General features: G+C 74.2%; 15 protein-coding genes. 1 reads left to right on the forward strand and 14 read right to left on the reverse strand.

The features are described 5' to 3' along the window. Nucleotides 1–191 precede the first annotated feature (191 nt). The 7 genes from ACSDG8_RS11015 to ligA all read right to left on the reverse strand — a co-directional run bounded on the left by ACSDG8_RS11015 (nucleotide 192) and on the right by ligA (nucleotide 12,357). Entirely contained in the window at nucleotides 192–2,540 is a 2,349-nt protein-coding gene (locus ACSDG8_RS11015) for a transketolase-like TK C-terminal-containing protein (protein WP_210898774.1), read from the reverse strand. Nucleotides 2,541–2,649: 109 nt separating this feature from the next. Beyond that, nucleotides 2,650–4,143 carry an Asp-tRNA(Asn)/Glu-tRNA(Gln) amidotransferase subunit GatB gene (gatB, locus tag ACSDG8_RS11020; RefSeq protein ID WP_210898772.1) on the reverse strand — a complete coding sequence of 498 codons (1,494 nt, stop codon included), beginning with the start codon at nucleotides 4,141–4,143 and terminating at the stop codon, nucleotides 2,650–2,652. A gap of 97 nt (nucleotides 4,144–4,240) precedes the next feature. Then, entirely contained in the window at nucleotides 4,241–5,386 is a 1,146-nt protein-coding gene (locus ACSDG8_RS11025; protein WP_247679462.1) for a putative Ig domain-containing protein, read from the reverse strand. A 221-nt stretch (nucleotides 5,387–5,607) separates the two neighbouring features. Beyond that, the gene (gatA, locus tag ACSDG8_RS11030) at nucleotides 5,608–7,083 is read right to left on the reverse strand and encodes an Asp-tRNA(Asn)/Glu-tRNA(Gln) amidotransferase subunit GatA (RefSeq protein WP_210898767.1); all 1,476 of its coding nucleotides are present in this window, start codon (nucleotides 7,081–7,083) and stop codon (nucleotides 5,608–5,610) included. Then, nucleotides 7,080–7,385, reverse strand: a complete 306-nt coding sequence (gatC, locus tag ACSDG8_RS11035) for an Asp-tRNA(Asn)/Glu-tRNA(Gln) amidotransferase subunit GatC (protein WP_013284468.1) — start codon at nucleotides 7,383–7,385, stop codon at nucleotides 7,080–7,082. Before gatC ends, gatA begins: the two co-directional genes overlap by 4 nt. Before the next feature lie 98 nt (nucleotides 7,386–7,483). Further along, entirely contained in the window at nucleotides 7,484–10,072 is a 2,589-nt protein-coding gene (locus tag ACSDG8_RS11040) for a putative bifunctional diguanylate cyclase/phosphodiesterase (protein ID WP_210898765.1), read from the reverse strand. Nucleotides 10,073–10,221: 149 nt separating this feature from the next. Then, nucleotides 10,222–12,357 (reverse strand): NAD-dependent DNA ligase LigA, encoded by a 2,136-nt coding sequence (ligA, locus tag ACSDG8_RS11045; RefSeq protein WP_210898763.1) that lies wholly within the window; start codon nucleotides 12,355–12,357, stop codon nucleotides 10,222–10,224. Between the two features lie 197 nt (nucleotides 12,358–12,554). Here ligA and ACSDG8_RS11050 point away from each other — a divergent pair, with 197 nt between their 5' ends. Next, entirely contained in the window at nucleotides 12,555–13,169 is a 615-nt protein-coding gene (locus ACSDG8_RS11050) for a type II toxin-antitoxin system PemK/MazF family toxin (RefSeq protein WP_210943069.1), read from the forward strand. Nucleotides 13,170–13,267: 98 nt separating this feature from the next. Here ACSDG8_RS11050 and ACSDG8_RS11055 read toward each other — a convergent pair whose 3' ends face one another. The 7 genes from ACSDG8_RS11055 to ACSDG8_RS11085 form a co-directional block, all read right to left on the reverse strand. Beyond that, on the reverse strand, nucleotides 13,268–14,302 hold the full coding sequence (locus tag ACSDG8_RS11055; RefSeq protein WP_210943070.1) for an ADP-ribosylglycohydrolase family protein: 1,035 nt from the start codon (nucleotides 14,300–14,302) through the stop codon (nucleotides 13,268–13,270). Nucleotides 14,303–14,328: 26 nt separating this feature from the next. Further along, complete coding sequence (locus ACSDG8_RS11060; protein WP_210898758.1) at nucleotides 14,329–14,697, reverse strand: VOC family protein; 369 nt, start codon at nucleotides 14,695–14,697, stop codon at nucleotides 14,329–14,331. Between the two features lie 37 nt (nucleotides 14,698–14,734). Beyond that, nucleotides 14,735–15,739 (reverse strand): methionine synthase, encoded by a 1,005-nt coding sequence (locus ACSDG8_RS11065; protein WP_210898756.1) that lies wholly within the window; start codon nucleotides 15,737–15,739, stop codon nucleotides 14,735–14,737. Between the two features lie 30 nt (nucleotides 15,740–15,769). Continuing rightward, a complete protein-coding gene (gene mnmA / locus ACSDG8_RS11070) occupies nucleotides 15,770–16,846 on the reverse strand; it encodes a tRNA 2-thiouridine(34) synthase MnmA (protein ID WP_210943071.1) in 1,077 nt (358 codons plus the stop codon). Nucleotides 16,847–16,883: 37 nt separating this feature from the next. Then, nucleotides 16,884–18,059 carry a cysteine desulfurase family protein gene (locus tag ACSDG8_RS11075; protein WP_210898753.1) on the reverse strand — a complete coding sequence of 392 codons (1,176 nt, stop codon included), beginning with the start codon at nucleotides 18,057–18,059 and terminating at the stop codon, nucleotides 16,884–16,886. Nucleotides 18,060–18,155: 96 nt separating this feature from the next. Then, entirely contained in the window at nucleotides 18,156–18,821 is a 666-nt protein-coding gene (locus ACSDG8_RS11080) for a class F sortase (protein ID WP_210943072.1), read from the reverse strand. After that, nucleotides 18,818–19,651, reverse strand: coding sequence for a DUF4397 domain-containing protein (locus ACSDG8_RS11085; protein WP_210898749.1), 834 nt, complete (start codon nucleotides 19,649–19,651; stop codon nucleotides 18,818–18,820). The genes ACSDG8_RS11080 and ACSDG8_RS11085 overlap by 4 nt, the downstream gene beginning before the upstream one ends. Nucleotides 19,652–19,771: the final 120 nt, after the last annotated feature.

Below are 19,771 nucleotides of genomic sequence, written 5' to 3' on the forward strand. Positions count from 1 at the left end.
CAGAGCAAAGGCGGCGAAAGGTGATCCCTTGCGTCGCCGGAGTCGGTCACTCTCAGCAATCGATCCGGCTGTCACGATCCGTAACGATCGCAGTCTGCGCCGCCGCGATCGGCCAGCCGCGGACCGCTCGGCCAGGTCGCGGAGCGCCGTGCCGGACCGAGCCGGATCCGGACCAGCCCGGCTCAGCGCGGTCAGCGCAGCGCGATCGCGGCCAGCGCGGCGTTGACGATGCTGCCCGGCAGCAGGTCGTGCAGCTCGTACAGCTCGTGGACGCTGCCGGACTGGCCGAACTCGTCCACGCCGAGCGGCACCGCCGGGGCGCCGACCGCCGAGCCGAGCCAGGCCATCGCGTGCGAGGCCGCATCGTGCACGGTGACCACCGGCACCCGGTCGGCGAACGCCGACCGCAGCGCGCCCGGCACGCTCGGCACGGTAGCGGTCCGCACGCCCTGGCGCAGCGTCCGCTGCCACGCCCGGTAGAGGCGGTCCAGGCTGGTCACGTCGACCACGTGCGCGGCCACGCCCTCCTCCGCCAGCTCCGCGGCGGCGGCGAGCACCTCCGGCAGCACCGCGCCGGAGGCGGCGAGCTGCACGACCGGGGCGTCAGCCAGTTCGGGGTACGCCTGGTGCGCATCGACGAGCCGGTACGCGCCGGCCACCACCTGCCGCCGCAGCACCGCGTCCCCGAGCCGGGCCCGGGCCGCCTCGAACGGCGCCTGGTCGATCGGCCGGGTGCTGAGCCGGAAGTAGTACGCCCCGTCCTCGGCGGGCGCGGCGGTGGCGGCGGGAGCGGCGCCACCGGCGATCTGGCCGAGCGCGTCGCAGAGCAGCCAGTCGAGGCTGCCGGCGTACGCGGGCTCCAGGAACGTCACACCCGGCAACTCCAGGCCGACCGAGGCGGTGATGGTGGACTGATGCGCGCCCCCCTCGGGCGCCAGCGTGATGCCGGACGGGGTGCCGGCCACCACGAACCGGGAGCCGGAGTACGTGCCGTAGAGGAACGCGTCGAGACCGCGCAGCACGAACGGGTCGTAGACGGTGCCCACCGGCAGCAGCGGCTGGCCGGACAGGTCCCACGACAGGCCAAGCTGGCCCAGCAGCAGGAACAGGTTCATCTCCGAGATGCCCAGCTCGATGTGCTGCCCGGCGGGACTCTCGGTCCAGCGCAGCATCCGGTCCTCGGTCCAGGAACGCTGCTCGGTCGGCGCGAACACGCCCGTCTTGTTGATGAACCCGGCCAGGTTGGTCGAGGTCGCCACGTCCGGGGCGGTGGTCACCAGGTAGGGCGCCACCTGCGGATCGCGGGCCAGGTCGACAAGCACCCGCCCGAAGACCTCCTGGGTGGAGACGGGCTTGTTCGCGCGTACCCGAGTGGTTTCCGGAACGGTGACGCCCAGCGCCCGCTCGCGCGGCGCGCGGGACAGCGCCTCCCGGCGCTCGCCGGCCCGGATGCCGGCCGGGGACGCCGGGTCGAGGCGGTCCCACTCGGTCTCCGGGGTCAGGCCGTTCGCGGCGCGCAGCGCGTCGACCTGCTCGCTGGTGAGCAGCGCCGAGTGGTTGCGCGGGTTGCCGGCGATCGGCAGGCCCCAGCCCTTGACCGTGTACGCGAACACGACGCTGGGCCGGTCGGTGACCGCGTCGCACTGGGCGTACGCGTCGAGCATGGCCTGCGTGTCGTGCCCGCCCAGGTCGGTGACGAGCGGGCCCAGCTCGTCGTCGCCGATGTCGGCGACGAACGCGGCCACCTCGGCCGGCGCGCCGTCCAGGAACTGCTTGCGCAGCGCGGGCCCGGCCAGCCCGAACAGCGACTGGTACTGCTCGTTGGGCATCCGGTCGATCCAGTCGCGCAGCGCCGTGCCGCCCGGCCGGGTGTACGCCTCGGCCAGCTTGCGGCCGTACTTGACCTCCACGACGTGCCAGCCGGCCGCCTCGAACTGGCCGCGCCACTGGTTGATCCGGATGCCGGGGACGACCCGGTCCAGCGACTGCCGGTTGAAGTCGACGAGCCACATCACGTTGCCCAGGCCGGTGGTGGCCGGGTCGGCGACCGCCTCCCAGATGTTGCCCTCGTCCAGTTCGGCGTCGCCGATGAGCGCGACGAACCGGGAGTGCGGGCGCGGGCCGAAGTGCGCGTCGACGTAGCGGCGGGTCACGGCGGCGAACAGCGGCGCGGCGGCGCCCAGGCCGACCGAGCCGGTGGAGAAGTCCACCTCGTCCGGGTCCTTGGTGCGCGACGGGTACGACTGGAGGCCGCCGCGTGCCCGCAGCTTCGGCAGGTACGCCTTGTCGAGGTTGCCGAGCAGGTACTGGATGGCGTGGAACACCGGCGAGGCGTGCGGCTTCACCGCTACCCGGTCCTCGGCGTCGAGGTGCTGAAACCAGAGCGCGGTCATCGCCGTCACCAGCGAGGCGCTTGACGCCTGGTGGCCGCCGACCTTCACCCCGTCGCCGGTGTCGCGGTCGTGGTTGGCCGCGTCGACGATGCGGGTGGCGAGCCAGAGCACCCGGCGCTGGATCTCGTCGAGGACGTCGGTGTTCACGGTGTCTCCATCCGGGCGTCGCCGTTGACGCCCACTGAGTGGGGGGTGCGGCGTTAGGAAGGGCCCCTTCCCATGCACCAGGCGTTAAGAAGGGGCCCTTCCTTACACGTCAGGCGCCGAGGCGCGCCAGGATCAGCTCGCGGACCGTCTTCGCGTCCGCCTGGCCCCGGGTGGTCTTCATGACCGCGCCGACCAGCGCGCCGGCCGCCGCGACCTTGCCGCTGCGGATCTTGTCGGCGACGTCCGGGTTGGCGGCGATCGCCTCGTCCACGGCCGCGGTGAGCGCGCCGGTGTCCGAGACGACCTCCAGGTTGCGGTTGGTCATGATCTCGGTCGGCGAGCCCTCGCCCGCCACCACGCCCTCCAGCACGGAACGGGCCAGCTTGTCGTTGAGCTTGCCGGCGTCGACAAGGCCCTGCAGCTCGGCGACCTGGGCCGGGGTCGCGCCCACGTCGGCCAGCTCCACGGCGGTCTCGTTGGCGCGGCGGGACAGCTCGCCCAGCCACCACTTGCGGGCGGCCGCAGGGGTCGCGCCGGCGGCCACCGTCGCCTCGATCAGCTCGACCGCGCCGGCGTTGACGACGGACTGCATGTCGAGGTCGGACAGGCCCCAGTCCTGCTGGATCCGCTTGCGGCGCAGCCGCGGCAGCTCCGGCAGGGCGGCCTTCAGCTCGGCCACCCACGCGGTGTCCGGGGCGAGCGGCACCAGGTCCGGCTCCGGGAAGTACCGGTAGTCGGTGGCGGTCTCCTTGGACCGGCCCGACGTGGTGTCGCCGGTGTCCTCGTGGAAGTGCCGGGTCTCCTGGGTGATCCGGCCGCCGGCTTCCAGCACCGACGCCTGCCGCAGCATCTCCGAGCGGACCGCCCGCTCGACCGAGCGCAGCGAGTTGACGTTCTTGGTCTCGGTGCGGGTGCCCCACTCCTCGCCCGGCCGGTTCAGCGACGTGTTGACGTCGCAGCGCAGCGAGCCCTCCTCCATCCGCACGTCGGAGACGCCGAGCGAGCGGATCACGTCACGCAGCTCGGCGACGTACGCGCGGGCGACCTCGGGCGCGAGCGCGCCGGTGCCGGGGATGGGCTTGGTGACGATCTCGACCAGGGGGATGCCGGCCCGGTTGTAGTCGACGAGCGACTCGGTGGCGCCGTGGATGCGGCCGGTGGCGCCGCCCACGTGCAGCGTCTTGCCGGTGTCTTCCTCCAGGTGCACCCGCTCGATGCCGATGCGCACCAGCTCGCCGTTCACCTCGACGTCCAGGTAGCCGTCGAAGCACAGCGGCTCGTCGTACTGGCTGATCTGGAAGTTCTTCGGCATGTCCGGGTAGAAGTAGTTCTTCCGGGCGAACCGGCACCATTCGGCGATCGAGCAGTTCAGCGCCAGCCCGATCCGGATGGTCGCCTCGATGGCGGCCTTGTTCGCCACCGGCAGCGAGCCGGGCAGGCCGAGGCAGACCGGGCAGACCCGGGTGTTCGGCTCGCCGCCGAAGTCGGTCGGGCAGCCGCACCACATCTTGGTGTTCGTGCCCAGCTCGACGTGGGTCTCCAGGCCGATCACCGGTTCGAAGCGCGCGACGACCTCGTCGTACGCGGGCAGCGTCGTGGTCATGAGAACTCCAGCTTTGCAGGCGGTAGCCGGCCCACGGCGGCATCCGGACACAACGCCGCCAAGCCTACCGCTCCGCCTACCCGGGCTCGGGCGGGCGTCACTCCGGTGTGGTGAACCGCCGGCGACGGTTGTAGGCCAGCACGAGCAGGATGCCACCGATGGAGAAGGCCACGACGCTCAGCAGCAGCAACACCAGCGGCGAGCCCGGCCCGGTGATCGGCAGCCACGCGCCGCTCACCTTCGAAGGCGAGGCCGTCGGCAGGGGCGCCGCAGTGCTCTCCGACGGCGTGGCGGCCGGATCGCCCGGGGTCGGCGTGGCAGTCGGGTCGGCCGGGTCGGGCGTCGAGCCGGTCGGGGACGCCGTCGGGGTGACCGGGGTCCGGGCGGCGACGGTCAGCGACACCTGCCTCGTGGCGCTGGTGCTGTACCCCTTCGCCGCGACGGTGAAGGCGTACGTGCCGACGCTGCCCGGGGTGCCGCTGAGCCGGCCCTCCTCGTCGAGGGTGAGGCCGTCCGGCAGTGCCCCGGCGGCCAGGGAGAACGCGATGTCCGAGTCACCGGCGGCGGTGAAGCGGAAGGAGTAGCGCTTACCGACGGTGGCGGTGGGCGGGTCGCCGGAGGTGAACGCGGTCGCCGCCTCGGCGACCACGACGGTGGCGTTCTGCTCGTCGAAGCGGTCGTTCTTGTCGGTCATCCGCAGCGTGAACGTGTACGTCCCGGCCGTGGTCGGCGAGCCGCCGAGCGACGTACCCACCACGAGCATCCCCGTCGGCAGGCTGCCGGAGGTCACCGACAGCTGGTACGGCCCGGTGCCGCCTGTCGCCTCGACCGTGTGGATCGCGTACACCCGGCCCAGGTACATGGGCGACCGGGGCTTGCCCGACGTGATGACGACCTTCGGTTCGCGCACCTCGATCGTCGCCGTCTGCTCGTCGAAGAGGTCGTTCTGGTCGGTCATCCGCAGCCGGAACGTGTACGTCCCCGGCGTGGTCGGCGAGCCACCGAGCGACGTCCCGACCACGAGCATCCCCGGCGGCAGGCTGCCGGAGGTCACCGACAGCCGGTACGGCGCGGTGCCACCTGTGGCCTCGACCGTGTGGATCGCGTAGACCTGCCCGATGACCATGACGGACCGGGGCTTGCCCGAGGTGATGGTGACCGTCTCGGTGGCGGCGGTGGCCGGTTCCGCGGCGGCCGGTTGCCCGGCGCCCAGCAGCAACGCGACGACCATCGTCAGGGCCATGACCGGGCGAAGTGTCCCCATCGCACATCCAGCTCTCGGTCGGAACCGCTCGCGTCCGCCAGCGGGCCACAGTCCAGTCGATCCAGCAGACTCGCAGTTTATTCGACCAGTGCCAGTGACCCCCGGCAATCCACTGATCGGTGATCATCGTGTCGCCGCGACGACAGACGCGCCCGGCGCGGTCGTGGTGACCGCACCGGGCGCGTGAGAATCCCGTCAGCTCAGATCGTCGGCGGGGTGAGCGTCCCGACAGCGTTCTCCAGCGCGGCGGCGACCCGGTACATCCGGTCGTCCGCCATGGTCGGGGCCATGATCTGGAAGCCGACCGGGAGCCCGTCGGACAGGCCGCACGGCACCGAGATCGCCGGGCCGCCGTACAGGTTCGTCGGGATGGTGAACAGGTCCGCCAGGTACATCTGGTACGGGTCGGCGGTGCGCGACCCCAGCGGGAACGCCACGAACGGCGTGGTCGGCGAGATCAGCGCGTCGACCTGCTCGAACGCGCTGGTGAAGTCCCGCGTGATCAGGGTGCGGACCTTCTGCGCCTGGCCGTAGTAGGCGTCGTAGTAGCCCGAGGAGAGCGCGTACGTGCCGATCATGATGCGGCGCTTGACCTCGGGGCCGAAGCCGGCCTCGCGGGTCAGCGACATGACCTCCTCCAGCGACCGGTTGCCGTCGTCGCCGACCCGCAGGCCGAACCGGACGCCGTCGAACCGGGCCAGGTTGGAGGAGCACTCGCTCGGCGCGATCAGGTAGTAGGCCGGCAGCGCGTACTTGAAGTGCGGGCAGGAGACCTCGACGATCTCCGCGCCCAGCTTCGCCAGCGCCTCGGCCGCGTCGCGGAACGCGGCCGCCACGCCCGGCTCCGCGCCCTCGCCGGTGAACTCGGTGACCATGCCGAGCTTGACGCCGGTCAGGTCGCCGGTGGCGCCGAGGCGCGCGGCGGCCACCACGTCCGGCACCGGGGCCGGGATCGAGGTGGAGTCGCGCGGGTCGTGACCGCCGATCACCTGGTGCAGCAGCGCGGCGTCCAGCACGGTACGCGCGCACGGGCCGGGCGTGTCCAGCGACGAGGAGAACGCCACCAGGCCGTAGCGGGAGGTGCCGCCGTAGGTCGGCTTCGCGCCGACGGTGCCGGTGACCGCGCCCGGCTGGCGGATCGAGCCGCCGGTGTCCGAGCCGATCGACAGCGGGGCCTCGTACGCCGCAAGCGCCGCCGCGCTGCCGCCGCCGGAGCCGCCCGGGATCCGCTCCAGGTCCCACGGGTTACGGGTCGGCCCGTACGCGGAGTATTCGGTGGAGGAGCCCATGGCGAACTCGTCCATGTTCGTCTTGCCGAGCATCACCGTGCCAGCGGAGCGCAGCCGCTCGACGATCGTCGAGTCGTACGGCGGGCGCCAGCCCTCCAGGATCTTCGACCCGACAGTGGTGGGCACGCCCTTGGTGGTGAGCACGTCCTTCACCGCGACCGGCACACCGGCGAGCGGGCCGAGTTCCTCACCGGCCGCGCGGCGCTCGTCCACGGACCGGGCGGCGGCGAGCGCCCCCTCGGTGTCGACGTGCAGGAACGCGTGCACCCGGTCGTCGACGGCGCCGATGCGGTCCAGGTGGGCCTGGGTGACCTCGACGGCGGAGGTCTCGCCGCTCGCCACCAGCCCAGCGATCTCGACGGCGGTCAGCTTCGTCAGGTCGGTCACGATGCCACATCCTCGTCCAGGATCCGCGGGACGCGGAACCGCTGCTCCTCGGCGTCGGGGGCGCCGGACAGCGCCTCCTGCGGGGTCAGGCCCGGCCGTACGACGTCCTCGCGGAGCACGTTCGTGAGCGGCACCGAGTGGGACGTCGGCGGGATGTCCGCCGCGGCGACCTCGCCGACCTGCGCGACCGACTGGAGGATCACATCCAGCTGGCCGGCGAAGGTGTCCAACTCCTCCTCGGTGACGGCGAGCCGCGACAGTCGCGCGAGGTGCGCGACCTCCTCGCGGGAGATGGCGGCCATCGGGTGCCCCCTTCGTGGCTGTCCTGAGACGTCTGCGGTGGGCCGGCCGCGCGAACGGGATGACGCGCGGTGACCGGAGCGAGTCTATTGTCCCGCCGTCACGACGACGCCTTCGACTCCCCCTCGGCCGCCGGCCCGCTGCGGCTCCCGGCCTCCGCCGGACGCACCGGACGGTAGCGCGACAACCAGGCCACCAGGTCCTCGGCCGGCATCGGCCGGGCGTGGAACCAGCCCTGCGCCACGTCGCAGCCGGCGGCGTGCAGCAACCGCCAGGTGCGCTCGTCCTCCACGCCCTCGGCCACCACCCGCAGCCCGAGCGCGCCGGCCAGCTCGATCATCGAGCGGACGATCGCCGCGTCGTCCGGGTCGTCCGCCATCCCCAGCACGAACGAGCGGTCCACCTTCACCTCCGACAGCGGCAGCCGGCGCAGGTGTTGCAGCGACGAGTAGCCGGTGCCGAAGTCGTCCAGCGCGATGCCGACGCCGATCCGGTGCAGCTGGGTGATGCTGGCGAGCACCCGCCGCGGGTCGGCCATCAGCGCGCCCTCGGTGATCTCCACCTGGAGGCGCTCCGGCGGCACCCCGTACCGGGTCAGCCGGTCGGCGATCTGGTCGGCGATCTCGCCGGTGTGCAGGTCACGGACGCTGACGTTGAGCGCGGCCCGCAGCGTGAGGCCGGCCGCCGACCACTTGGCCAGCTGCTCCACCACGTCGTCCACCACGCGGCGGGTGAGCAGCCGCATCACCGCGCTCTGCTCGGCGACCTGGATCAGCTCGCCCGGGTCGACCATGCCCCGGCGCGGGTGCCGCCACCGCAGCAGCGCCTCGACGCCGACCACCTCACCGGTCGCGATCGCGATCTGCGGCTGGTAGTACATGGTGATCTCGCCCGGGTGCCCGGACTGGTCCTCCGGCTCGGCGCTCCCGTCGGCGGTCGGCCCGATGACGCCGGGCGCGCCAGTGCTCACCGCGGCCTGCGCCTCGTGCCCGGTGTCGGCCTCGCGCGCGGCCTCGGCGTCCGGCCCGGTGTCGGCCTCGCGCGCGGCATCCGCGTCGGCGTCGCCGCCACCGACCACGAGCGGCGTCACCACCGCTCCGGCGGCGCCCGAGCGCGCGGCCCGGCTGCGGATCGGGTCGGCGCCGGTGAGGATCCGCTCGATCAGGTCGTCGTCGTGCCGCTCCGCGGAGCGGTCCCGGCGGCGCCGCAGCCATCGGTTCGGCCCGTCGCCCGACCGTCCGCCGCCCCGGCCGTCGTCGCGCGCCGGACGCTGGTTGCGGGACGACCGCTCGGCCCGGGCCGGGCGCGGGGCGGACAGCGCCGGCGTCAGGGCCGCGCCGTCACCCCCGCGTACGCCCACCGACTCCCCGCCCTGCGCGGACGGGCCCGACTCCAGCACCCGGCGCAGGTCGGCCAGGAGACTCAGTCGCTCGGCCGAGTTGTGGTCGGACTCCGGCGCGTACACCGCCACCGTGTCGTTGCGGTGCTTCGCGTCGTACATGGCCACGTCGGCGTGCCGCATCAGGGTGGCGAAGTCCTCGCCGTGGTCCGGGTAGAGCGCGATGCCGATCGAGCCGCCCACGTCCAGCGGCAACCCGTCCAGCGGCACCGGCTCGGCGAGCGCCGCGACCACCCGGTCGGCCCGCTCGCGGGCCTGGTCGATGTCGCCGAGCCGGGGTACGACGATCGCGAACTCGTCACCGCCGAGCCGCGCCACCATGTCGCCCGCGCCGACCACGCCCATCAGCCGGGCGCTCACCTCGACCAGGAGGCGGTCTCCCACCGCGTGCCCGAGCGCGTCGTTGACGTGCTTGAACCGGTCGAGGTCGAGCAGCAGCAGGGCCAGGTGCGAGCCCGGCACGCCCCGGGCGGCCCGCTCGGCGTGCAGGTGCACCTGCTCGGCCACCTCGGTGAGCAGCGCCTTGCGGTTGGGCAGCCCGGTGAGCGGGTCCACGTCGGCGAGCTGCTCCCGCTCGTCGGAGAGCCGGGCCATCCGGTAGACCGCGAACAGCGGCACCAGCACCAGCGGGATCAGCGCCGCGCTGGCCCGGGCGGCGGCCACCAGCACCGGCGCGAGCAGCAGCAGCGAGCCGGTGGCAAGCAGCTCGTAGGCCAGCCCGCTGCGCACGCTGGGCCACCAGCGGTCGCCGAACCGCAGCCGTACGGCGGAGCTGACCAGCCCGTAGTTGACCACGAACCAGGCGGCCGTCGCGCCGCCCACCGCCGCCACGTCGGTCCAGTGCAGCCGGCCGTCGCCGAACAGCTCGCCCGGACCGAGCCGGCTGACCGCGTACGCGGCGGCGAGCGCGCACGCGTACTGCGCGGCGTTGAAGCCGGTACGCCAGGGCGCGTACCCGAGCCGCCAGCCGCTCACCGCGACGGCCACGGCCTGCACCGCCACTGCCGGGCCGAAGCCCCAGCCGAGCAGGATGGCGAAGGTGAAGCACGTCGACGGGAACACGGCCGAGGTCTGCCGCCGCCCGGGCGGCACGAACGGGCGGGCGTCGCAGGCGACGGCGAGCGCCGCCATGGTCCAGAACGCGGCCGGCAGCTCGGTCAGCCGGTCGGCGAGCGCGACCAGCGGCCAGGCCGAGACGAGCACCGCGACCACGCCGACCGCGGCGACGAAGCCGAAGAACGGCCCGCTGCGCCCGGGCGGGACGGAGTTACGCGGGTCGCCGGTCTCCATCGCACCTCCCGGGGCAACGTCTGGCGCGCGCCGTCACGCGCCGTACGCCAATGAAACGCCCTCCGAGGCGGTTTCCCCGACACGACAGTCACGAATCGGTCGTAGTCGTAATTAACTTGGTATCCGCCGGGCCGGTCGTCGTGACCAGGTCAGTCCTCTACCCGGGCCACCTCGCGGGCCGCGTCCGGGCCGGAATCCAGCAGCACCCGGAAGCCGTCCTCGTCGAGGATCGGCAGTTTCAGGGTGGCCGCCTTGTCGGCCTTGGAACCCGGGTTGTCGCCGACCACCACGAACCCCGTCTTCTTGGACACCGAACCGGTCACCTTGCCGCCCCTGGCCTGGATCGCCTCGGCGGCCTGGTCGCGGCTGAACCCGCTGAGCGTCCCGGTGACCACGACTGTGACGCCGTCGAGCGGGCGCGGCCCCTCGTCGGCGGCCTCCTCGGCCATCCGTACGCCCGCCTCGGCCCACTTGCGCACCACGTCGCGGTGCCAGTCGACGGCGAACCACTCCTTGACGCTGGCGGCGATGGTCGGGCCGACGCCGTCCACCGAGGACAGCTCCTCCTCGCCCGCCGCCTCGATGGCGTCGACCGACCGGAAATGCCGGGCGAGCGCCTGGGCGGCGGTCGGGCCGACGTGCCGGATGGAGAGCGCCACCAGCACGCGCCACAGGTCGCGTTCCTTGGCCTCGGCGAGGTTGTCGAGCAGCTTGACCGCGTTGCTGCCCAGGCTGCCGTCCTTGTTGACGAAGAACGGCGACCGGCTCAACTGGTCGGCGTCGAGCTGGAACAGGTCGCCCTCGTTGGTGATGATCTGCGCGTCCAGCAGCGCCGCCGCGCCCTTCTCGCCGAGCACCTCGATGTCGAGCACCTTGCGGCTGGCCAGGTAGAAGACACGCTCGCGGATCTGACCGGGGCAGGCCCGCCCGTTGGGGCAGCGGATGTCGACGTCGCTCTCCTTGGCCGGCGCGAGCGGCGTGCCGCAGGCCGGGCAGGTGGTCGGCATGACGAACGGGCGGGCGTCGGCCGGGCGCAGCTCGACCACCGGGCCGAGCACCTCGGGGATCACGTCGCCGGCCTTGCGCAGCACCACGGTGTCGCCAATGAGCACGCCCTTGCGCTCGACCTCGCGGGCGTTGTGCAGCGTGGCCAGCGCGACTGTGGAGCCGGCCACCCGGACCGGTTCGAGGACGGCGAACGGGGTGACCCGGCCGGTGCGCCCGACGTTGACGTCGATGTCGAGCAGCTTGGTGTTCACCTCCTCCGGCGGGTATTTGAAGGCGATCGCCCAGCGGGGGGCCCGGCTGGTCGAGCCGAGCCGGCCCTGGATGGAGACCGGGTCGACCTTGACCACCACGCCGTCAATCTCGTGCTCGACGTCGTGCCGGTGCTTGCCGTAGTAGGCGATGTATTCCGCGACCCCGGCCAGGTCGTCCACCACCTTCCAGCGGTCGCTGGTGGGCAGCCCCCACGCCTTGAGCGCGGCGTACGACTCGGACTGCGCCGTCGGCCGGAAGCCGGTGCGGGCGCCGATGCCGTGCACCACCAGGCGCAGCGGCCGGGAGGCGGTGACCCGCGGGTCCTTCTGGCGCAGGCTGCCGGCGGCCGCGTTGCGCGGGTTGGCGAACGGCGCCTTGCCCTGCTCGACCAGGCTCGCGTTGAGGTCGGCGAACGCGGCCACCGGGAAGTAGATCTCGCCGCGCACCTCGATCAGATCCGGTACGTCGGGGAAGTCGTCGGCCGGGGTCAGCCGGGCCGGCACGCCCTTGATGCTGCGCACGTTCGCGGTGACGTCCTCGCCGGTGCGGCCGTCGCCCCGGGTGGCCGCGCGCACCAGCCGGCCCTTCTCGTAGGTCAGGTTGATGGCGAGCCCGTCGACCTTCAGCTCGCACAGGTAGGGCACCGGACCGCCGGCGTCGCGCTCGACCCGCTCGGCCCAGGCGGCCAGTTCCTCGTCGGCGAAGGCGTTGTCGAGCGAGAGCATCCGCTCGGCGTGGGCGACCGGCGTGAAGTCGGTGGAGAAGGTGCCGCCGACGCGCTGGGTGGGCGAGTCGGGGGTGCGCAGGGCCGGGAATTCCGCCTCCAGCGCCTCCAGCTCCCGCAGCTGCGTGTCGAACTCCGCGTCGGTGACGGTCGGCGCGTCCAGCACGTAGTAGCGGTACTGGTGTTCGGTCAGCTCCTGGCTGAGCGTGGCGTGCCGCTCCCGGGCCGCCGGGGTCGGCTCGGCCCCCGCCGCCGCCTCCTGGGCCGCGTCGGCCGCCGTGGGAATCGCTTCTTCGGACACGCCGCCGCCTTCGGACACCGCTGTCGCCTCCCGTGCTCGCGCTACCCGAGAACCGTAGCGGTCGGGGGTGACAACAGTCCGGCCACCCGGACGAGCAGGGCGAACCGGCGCGGGTCGCGCCCCCGCGCGGTCCGGCCCCGGGCGTGCGACCATCGCCTCGGCGACGCTGTGCGGGAACGGTCGGGAGGCGGGTACTGATGCGCGACGGGTTGATCTGGGCGCTGGTGATCGTGGCCTGCGTCGCGGCCGGCTGGCTCTGGAACGAGTGGCGCCGCCGGTCGGCCGATCGTTCCGCCGGGGCGCGCGACCGGGCCGACGGGCGGCGGCCGGGTTCCGGGCGCGGCGGCCGGACCGGGCGCGGACCGCGCGACGACCGGACCGGCACCGACCGGCCCGACGGCGGACGCCGCGGTGACCGGGCCGGCGCCGGCGCACGGGGTGACCGCGTCGGCGCGCCGCCACGGCCGCGTGGCGCCGGGCGGACGGACCGGGACGAGCCCCGGCCCGGGGATATTTGGTGGGCCGACGTGCCCTACGCCGACGGGACCGGCTCCAAGGTGCGCCCCTGCCTGGTGCTGCGGATCGACGGTGAGGACGCCGAGGTCCTCAAGATCACCAGCCAGGACAAGTCGGACCGGGACGACCACCTGCCGATCCCGACCCGGGGCTGGGACCCGGACGCCGACCACGACAGCTACCTGGACATCAGTGAGCCCATCCCGGTGCCGCTCACCGCGTTCGCCGACCGGGCCGGCACCTGCGACCCGGCGCTGTGGCGCGGTGTCCGCCGCCTGAACCACCTCGCCGGCTGAGCCGGGCGCCGCAGCCGACGCCCGCCGCAGCCGACGACGCCGCCACGCGAACCCCGCCTGCCTTCCGCTCTCCCCGCGAACCGGAGCGGCGCCCGGCCTCAGCGCTGCGGCGCCCCTGGGTCGAGCGCGTCGGCGAGCGTGGCGAGTTGCCCGGCGTACTCGATCCGGTCGGCCCACCCGGCCGGCCAGGCGGCCATGCCGTACGCGGCGCCGGCGAACGCGCCGGCCAGCGCGGCGATGGAGTCCGAGTCACCGGCCGTGGTGGCGCCCCGGGCCAGCGCGCCGACCGGGTCGTCCACGTGACGCAGCGCGCAGAGCAGCGCAGTTGCGAGCGCCTCCTCGGCGATCCACCCCTCGCCGGTGAGCCGGCACGGGTCGCCGCCGTCATCCGGGCGGGCCAGTGCCGCCTCCAGCCGGTCGAGCACCCGCAGACAGTCGTCCCAGCCCCGGGCGATGAACCCGGCCGCGTCGCTCTGGCCGGGCCGCTGCCACAGGTCGCCCAGCCAGTCCTCCCGGTAGACGGTGCGCTGCTCCCGCGCCCGCTCGGTGAGCAGGCCGGGCAGCTCCGGCAGCGCCGCGCCGTCGCGCAGCAGCCGGACCGCGTACGCGGTCAGCTCGCTGGCCGCCAGCCCGGTCGGGTGACCGTGGGTGAGCCCGGCCTGGAGCTGGGCCAGCCCGGCCATGGTGTCGAGGTCGACGTCGAGCAGCCCGACCGGGGTGACCCGCATGTTCGCGCCGCAGCCCTTCGAGCCGGCGACAGTGGCCTCCTGCCAGCGGGTGCCCAACGCCAGCTCGGCGCAGGCCCGCAGGCAGGTCATGCCGGGAGCGCGGTTGTTCTCCGGGCTGACCGACCAGTCCACGAAGCGCTGCCGCAGCAGCGGCTCCACCGCCTCGGCCGTGTACGCGGGCGCCTCGTGCAGCGCCCGCGCCACGGCCAGCGCCATCTGCGTGTCGTCGGTGACCAGGGCCGGGTCGCCGGTCAGCTCGCGCGGACCGTCGGGGCCGTAGCGCCGGACGATCTCGGTGACGGTCAGGAACTCGGTCGGCTTGCCCAGGGCGTCGCCGTAGGCCAGGCCGAACAGCGAGCCGGCGGCGCGGCCGGTGGCGGTGGAGGCGGTCACGGTGGCGATCATGCCCCCGCCGCGCAAGTGGCGGAAGATCAGTCCCAGCAGAGGCAGAACGGGTGGCCGGCCGGATCGGCGTAGACCCGGAAGCCCTCCCCCTCACCGGGCAGCCGCCGCGCGCCCAGCGCCAGCGCCGCCTTCTCGGCCGCCTCGATGTCGTCGACAGTCACGTCGAGGTGGAGCTGCTGCGGCCGGGCCGGGTCGGGCCAGTCGGGGGCGCGCAGGCCGGGCGCCTTCTGGAAGGCCACCCGCGGCTGGTGCCCGGGCGGGCCGCCGAGCACCACCCACTCGTCGCCGTCGGAGTTCTCCTCCACCACGGGCAGGCCGAGCAGCTCGGCGTAGAAGGCGGCGAGCGCACGCGGATCGGGGCAGTCGATCACTGTGGAACGCAGTCGTCCAATCATGCCGGTCATCGTGCCCGGCGGGTACGACGGAAAAACGTCAGTCCTCGGCGAGACGCCGGCCGGCGTCGCGGCAGGCGGTCAGCACCGCGCGGGCGTACCCCGGGGTGGCGCCGGCCAGGCCGCACGCGGGGGTGACCACCACCTGCTCGGCCAGCCGGCGGCGGGGGAAGCCGAGCTTGTCCCAGACCCGGCGGACCCGGTCGGCGACCTCGGTCGACGTCGGCGCCCGGCCGGAGGCCGGCGGCAGCGTCGGCGCGGCGCCGGCCAGCAGGCCGAGCCCGGCGTCGATCACCTCGCCGAGCGGGTCGAGGTCGGTGACCAGCGACAGGTCGAGCGCGACGCCCACCGCGCCGGCGGATCGGATCAGCTCCAGCGGTACGTCCGGCGCGCAGCAGTGCACCAGCGCCGGTACGCCGGCCGCGTCGATCACGTCGCGCAGCAGTCCCCGCGCCACCTCGGTCTCCACCGGACGGTAGGCGCCGAAGCCGCTCTCGGTGGGCACCCGGCCGGCCAGCACCGCCGGCAGGGACGGCTCGTCGAGCTGGAGCAGCACCGAGGCGCCGGGCAGCCGCCGGGTCACCGCGTCCACGTGCACGCGCAGCCCTTCGCCGAGCGAGCCGGCGAGGTCGCGTACCGCGCCCGGGTCGCGCAGCATCCGGCCGCCGATCGGCAGCTCCAGCGTGGCGGCGAGGGTGAACGGGCCGGCGGCCTGGACCTTGACCGGGCCGGCGTACCCCTCGGCCTGCTCGGCGAGCTGGTCGAGGTCGCGTTCCATCAGGTCACGGGCGCGGCGCAGGTCCCGGCCGGGGCGCGGGGCGATCCGCCAGCGGGCCGCGTACAGCTCGACCGGCAGTTCGACGAGCAGGCCGGCGCTGCGGCCGACGAGGTCCGCGCCCGGCCCCCGGGCGGGCAGCTCGGGCAGGTGCGGCAGCGTGGGCAGCTCGCCGAGCACGATCCGCTGCGCCTCGGCGATGTCGGTGCCGGGCAGCGACCCGATACCGGTCGCCGCGCCGGTGGGCCAGGGCCACGCCTGCTCAGTCACGGCCGCAGCCTATCCGCTGCCCGTGCGAGGTCAGGCGGCGGTGATGGTGGCGGAGCCGAGGACCACGTCACCGGCCGGGTCCGGCCGGTAGGCGACGATCGCCTGGCCGGCGGCGACACCCCGCACCGGGCGGCGCAGCGACGCCCGCAGGCCGTCGGCGTCGACCTCGACGGCGGCCGGCACCACGTCGCCGTGCGCCCGCAGCTGCACCTCGCACTCGATCGGCCCGTCCGGGCGCGGCCCGCCGGTCCACACCGGGCGGGTGGCGCGCACGTCGGAGACCTCCAGCGCCTCGGCGGGGCCGACTGTGACCGTGTTCGTGGTCGGGGTGATGGAGAGCACGTAGCGGGGCCGGCCGTCCGGCGCCGGGCGGTCCAGGTGCAGCCCGCGCCGCTGCCCGACGGTGTACTGGTAGGCGCCGCTGTGGCTGCCCACCACCGCGCCGGTGAGCGCGTCCACCACCTGGCCGGGCGCCTCGCCGAGCCGCTCGGCGAGGAAGCCGCGGGTGTCGCCGTCGGCGATGAAGCAGATGTCGTGCGAGTCCGGCTTGTCGGCGACCGCCAGGCCGCGCCGGGCGGCCTCCGCGCGCACGTCGGCCTTTGTCGAGTCGCCGAGCGGGAAGATCGACCGGTCGAGCTGCGCGCGGGTCAGCACCGCCAGCACGTACGACTGGTCCTTCGCCGCGTCGACGCTGCGCCGCAGCAGGCCGTCGGGGCCGAGCCGGGCGTGGTGACCGGTCACCACGGCGTCGAAGCCCAGGGCCACGGCCCGGTCCAGCACCGCCGCGAACTTGATCTTCTCGTTGCAGCGCAGGCACGGATTCGGGGTACGCCCGGCGGCGTACTCGGCCACGAAGTCGTCCACCACGTCGTCGTGGAACCGGTCGGCCATGTCCCACACGTAGAACGGGATGCCCAGCACGTCGGCGGCGCGCCGGGCGTCCCGGGAGTCCTCCAGCGTGCAGCAGCCCCGCGCACCGGTGCGGTACGTCTGCGGGTTGCGGGCCAGCGCCAGGTGCACGCCCGTCACGTCGTGCCCGGCCTCCACCGCCCGCGCCGCCGCGACGGCGGAGTCCACCCCGCCCGACATCGCCGCCAGAACCCTCACCGGCCCACTCCCCTCGTCCTCACCGAGCGTATCCGGCTCAGCGGGGCGTACGGAGGGCGGCCGCGCGGCGGGCCCGCTCCACAGCGGCGGGCAGCGCGGCGATCAGCGCGTCCACGTCCGCGCCGGTGCTGGTGTGCCCCAGCGTGAAGCGCAGCGAGGACCGGGCCCGGTCGTCGTCGGCGCCCATCGCCAGCAGCACGTGCGAGGGCTGGGCCACCCCCGCCGAGCAGGCCGACCCGGTCGAGCAGGCGATGCCCTGGGCGTCCAGGAGCAGCAACAGCGCGTCCCCCTCGCAGCCGGGGAAGGAGAAGTGCGCGTTGCCGGGGAGCCGGTCGGCCGGGTCACCGTTGAAGATCACCTCGGGGACGGCGTGGCGGACCCGCTCGACCAGTTCGTCGCGGAGCGCGGCGACGCGGGCCGCGTACTCCTGCTGGCCCTTCACCGCGGTCTCGACGGCGACGGCGAACGCGACGATGCCGGCGGTGTCGAGCGTGCCGGAACGGACGTCGCGCTCCTGGCCGCCGCCGTGCAGCAGCGGGGTGGCGGGCACGTCGCGGGCCAGCAGCAGCGCGCCCACGCCGGTCGGCCCGCCGAGCTTGTGCCCGGTCACGGTGAGCGCGGACACCCCACTGGCGGCGAAGTCGACAGGCACCTGACCGACCGCCTGGATGGCGTCGGTGTGGAACGGCACGCCGTGCGCGGCGGCCACAGCTGCGAGCTCGGCGACCGGCTGCACGGTGCCGACCTCGTTGTTGGCCCACATGGCGGTGACCACGGCCACCCGCTCGCCGTGCTCGGTCAGCTCGGCGCGCAGCCGCTCCGGGTCGAGCCGGCCGACCGCGTCCACCGGAAGGAGGCCGGCCTGCGCGCCCTCGTGCTCGACCAGCCAGTCCACCGCGTCCAGCACGGCGTGGTGCTCGACCGAGCTGGAGACCACCCGGACCCGGTCGGCCCGGGCCGCGCGGCGGGCCCAGAAGACGCCCTTCACGGCGAGGTTGTCGCTCTCCGTCCCGCCACCGGTGAAGATCACCTCGGAGGGGCGGGCGCCGAGCGCGGCGGCCACCCGCTCACGGGACTCCTCCACCCGTCGCCGGGCACGGCGGCCCGCCGCGTGCAGCGACGACGCGTTCCCCACCTCGCGGGCGGTCGCGACGTACGCCTCGAGTGCCTCGTCGAGCATCGGGGTCGTCGCCGCATGATCAAGGTATGCCATCACCGTTCAGCCTAACGGCCTGCGAACCCGCCGCCGGGGGCCGGACCGCCCCGTCCCACCCGGGGCGGTCCGGCCGCTCACGCGGAACGGCAGTGATCACGCGGGAACGGCGGTGATCACGATGTTGTCCCGGTAGCTGCGGGTCTTCGCGTCGAACGGCCCGCCGCAGGTGATCAGCGTGAGGCGGGGCTTCCCGTCGCGCGCGAAGTACCGCTCCAGCGGGATCTTCGACTTCCGGTACTCCTCCCGGGCCACCACCCGGTAGGCGCGCTCACGGCCGTCCGAGCCGGTGGCGGTGAGCTTGTCCCCCTGGCCCAGCTCGCGCAGCCGGAAGAACGCGCCCTTGCCCTGCTCGGCGCTGTCCACGTGCCCGGCGATCACCACCGAGCCGGCGTCGGCCTCCAGGCCCGGGCCGTAGCGGTACCAGCCGACCTGGTCCACGCTGGGCGGCACCTCGAACTCGTCGGTGCGCTCGTTGACGCCCACCGGGTCGACGGTGGCGGTGACCCGGATCGGCGGGATGCTCAGCTTCACCGGTGGCACGATCTCGCTGCCGGCCGGCAGCGTGCCCGGGTTCACCGGCACCGAGCCGGTCGCGGCGGCGGCCGGCGTGCGCGTCGGGGTGGGGCTGGCCAGGGCCGCCACCTCGTCGCCGCCGACGTCCTCGGCGGGCTCGGACCCGCACGCGACCACGCCGGCCAGGGTGAGCGCGGCGGCGCCGGCGGCCATCGCCGCCAGCGCCCCGCGGTTGCGCACCGTCACCGGCGACCGGCCCGGGCGGTTGCCGCCACCCGCGCACCGCCGCCGACCAGGAGCAGCACGCCGGCGCCGGCCAGCACGTACCACCAGGTGTCCACGCCGGTGCCGGCCTGGCCGCCGGTGCCGCTGGGGACGCCGCCCGGCGCCGAGTGCAGGCCGCTGATGGTCTGGGCGACCACGCTCAGGTTCTTCGCCTCGGCCGAGCCGATGGCGTAGACGATGGTGGCGGTGCCCTCCTTGAGGTTCAGGTCGGCCGGGCCGATGGCGACGGTGTCGGTGCCGGCCAGCACCACGTCCGCCTTCACCGCGCCGGCGGCCACGTCGGCCTTGGCCTCCTTCGGGTTGGTCAGGGTCTCGAAGACCGGCTTGCCGCCGGCCCGCACGTCGACGGCCGGGGCGGCGGCGGTGTGCCGGACGATCAGCCGGGCCTTGCCGGCGCCCACCTTGGACACGTCGTTGACGAACGGCGTGATCTGCGGGTTGCCGTCGGCGCTCAGGTGCGCGGCGAGGCTGATGTTCGCCCCGCCCGGCACCGCGGCGTCGTCCACCTTCAGGATCGCCTTGTCGATCGCCTCGCCCGGCTTGGTCAGGGCGATGTCGTACTCCCCCTCGGGCAGGGTGAGCGGGCCGGCGACGTCGCCGGGCTTGAAGTTGTTCAGCGTCTTCTCGCCGTTGACGTACACGTCGACCGGGGTGTCCGGGATGCCGTGGACCACGGAGACCTTCGACGAGGCGGCGTAGGCCGGGCTCATGGTGGCGGCGCCGACGCCGGCGAAGGTGAGGGCGGCCACCGCGCCGCCCGCGGCGACCCGACGGAACATCGCGTACTGCATTGTCTGCCTCCTGGTAGTTCATGCTGATTCGTCAGGCCTGGCTTGCAGAACGGGTTACGCCGGCTCCGTCGCCCCCGGATGCGCCCGGATCCGATTTCTTTTTCCCGTCTCCGGGCGCAT

This window comes from Micromonospora sp. LA-10 (assembly GCF_051853095.1).
GTDB classification, from domain to species: domain Bacteria; phylum Actinomycetota; class Actinomycetes; order Mycobacteriales; family Micromonosporaceae; genus Micromonospora; species Micromonospora echinospora_A.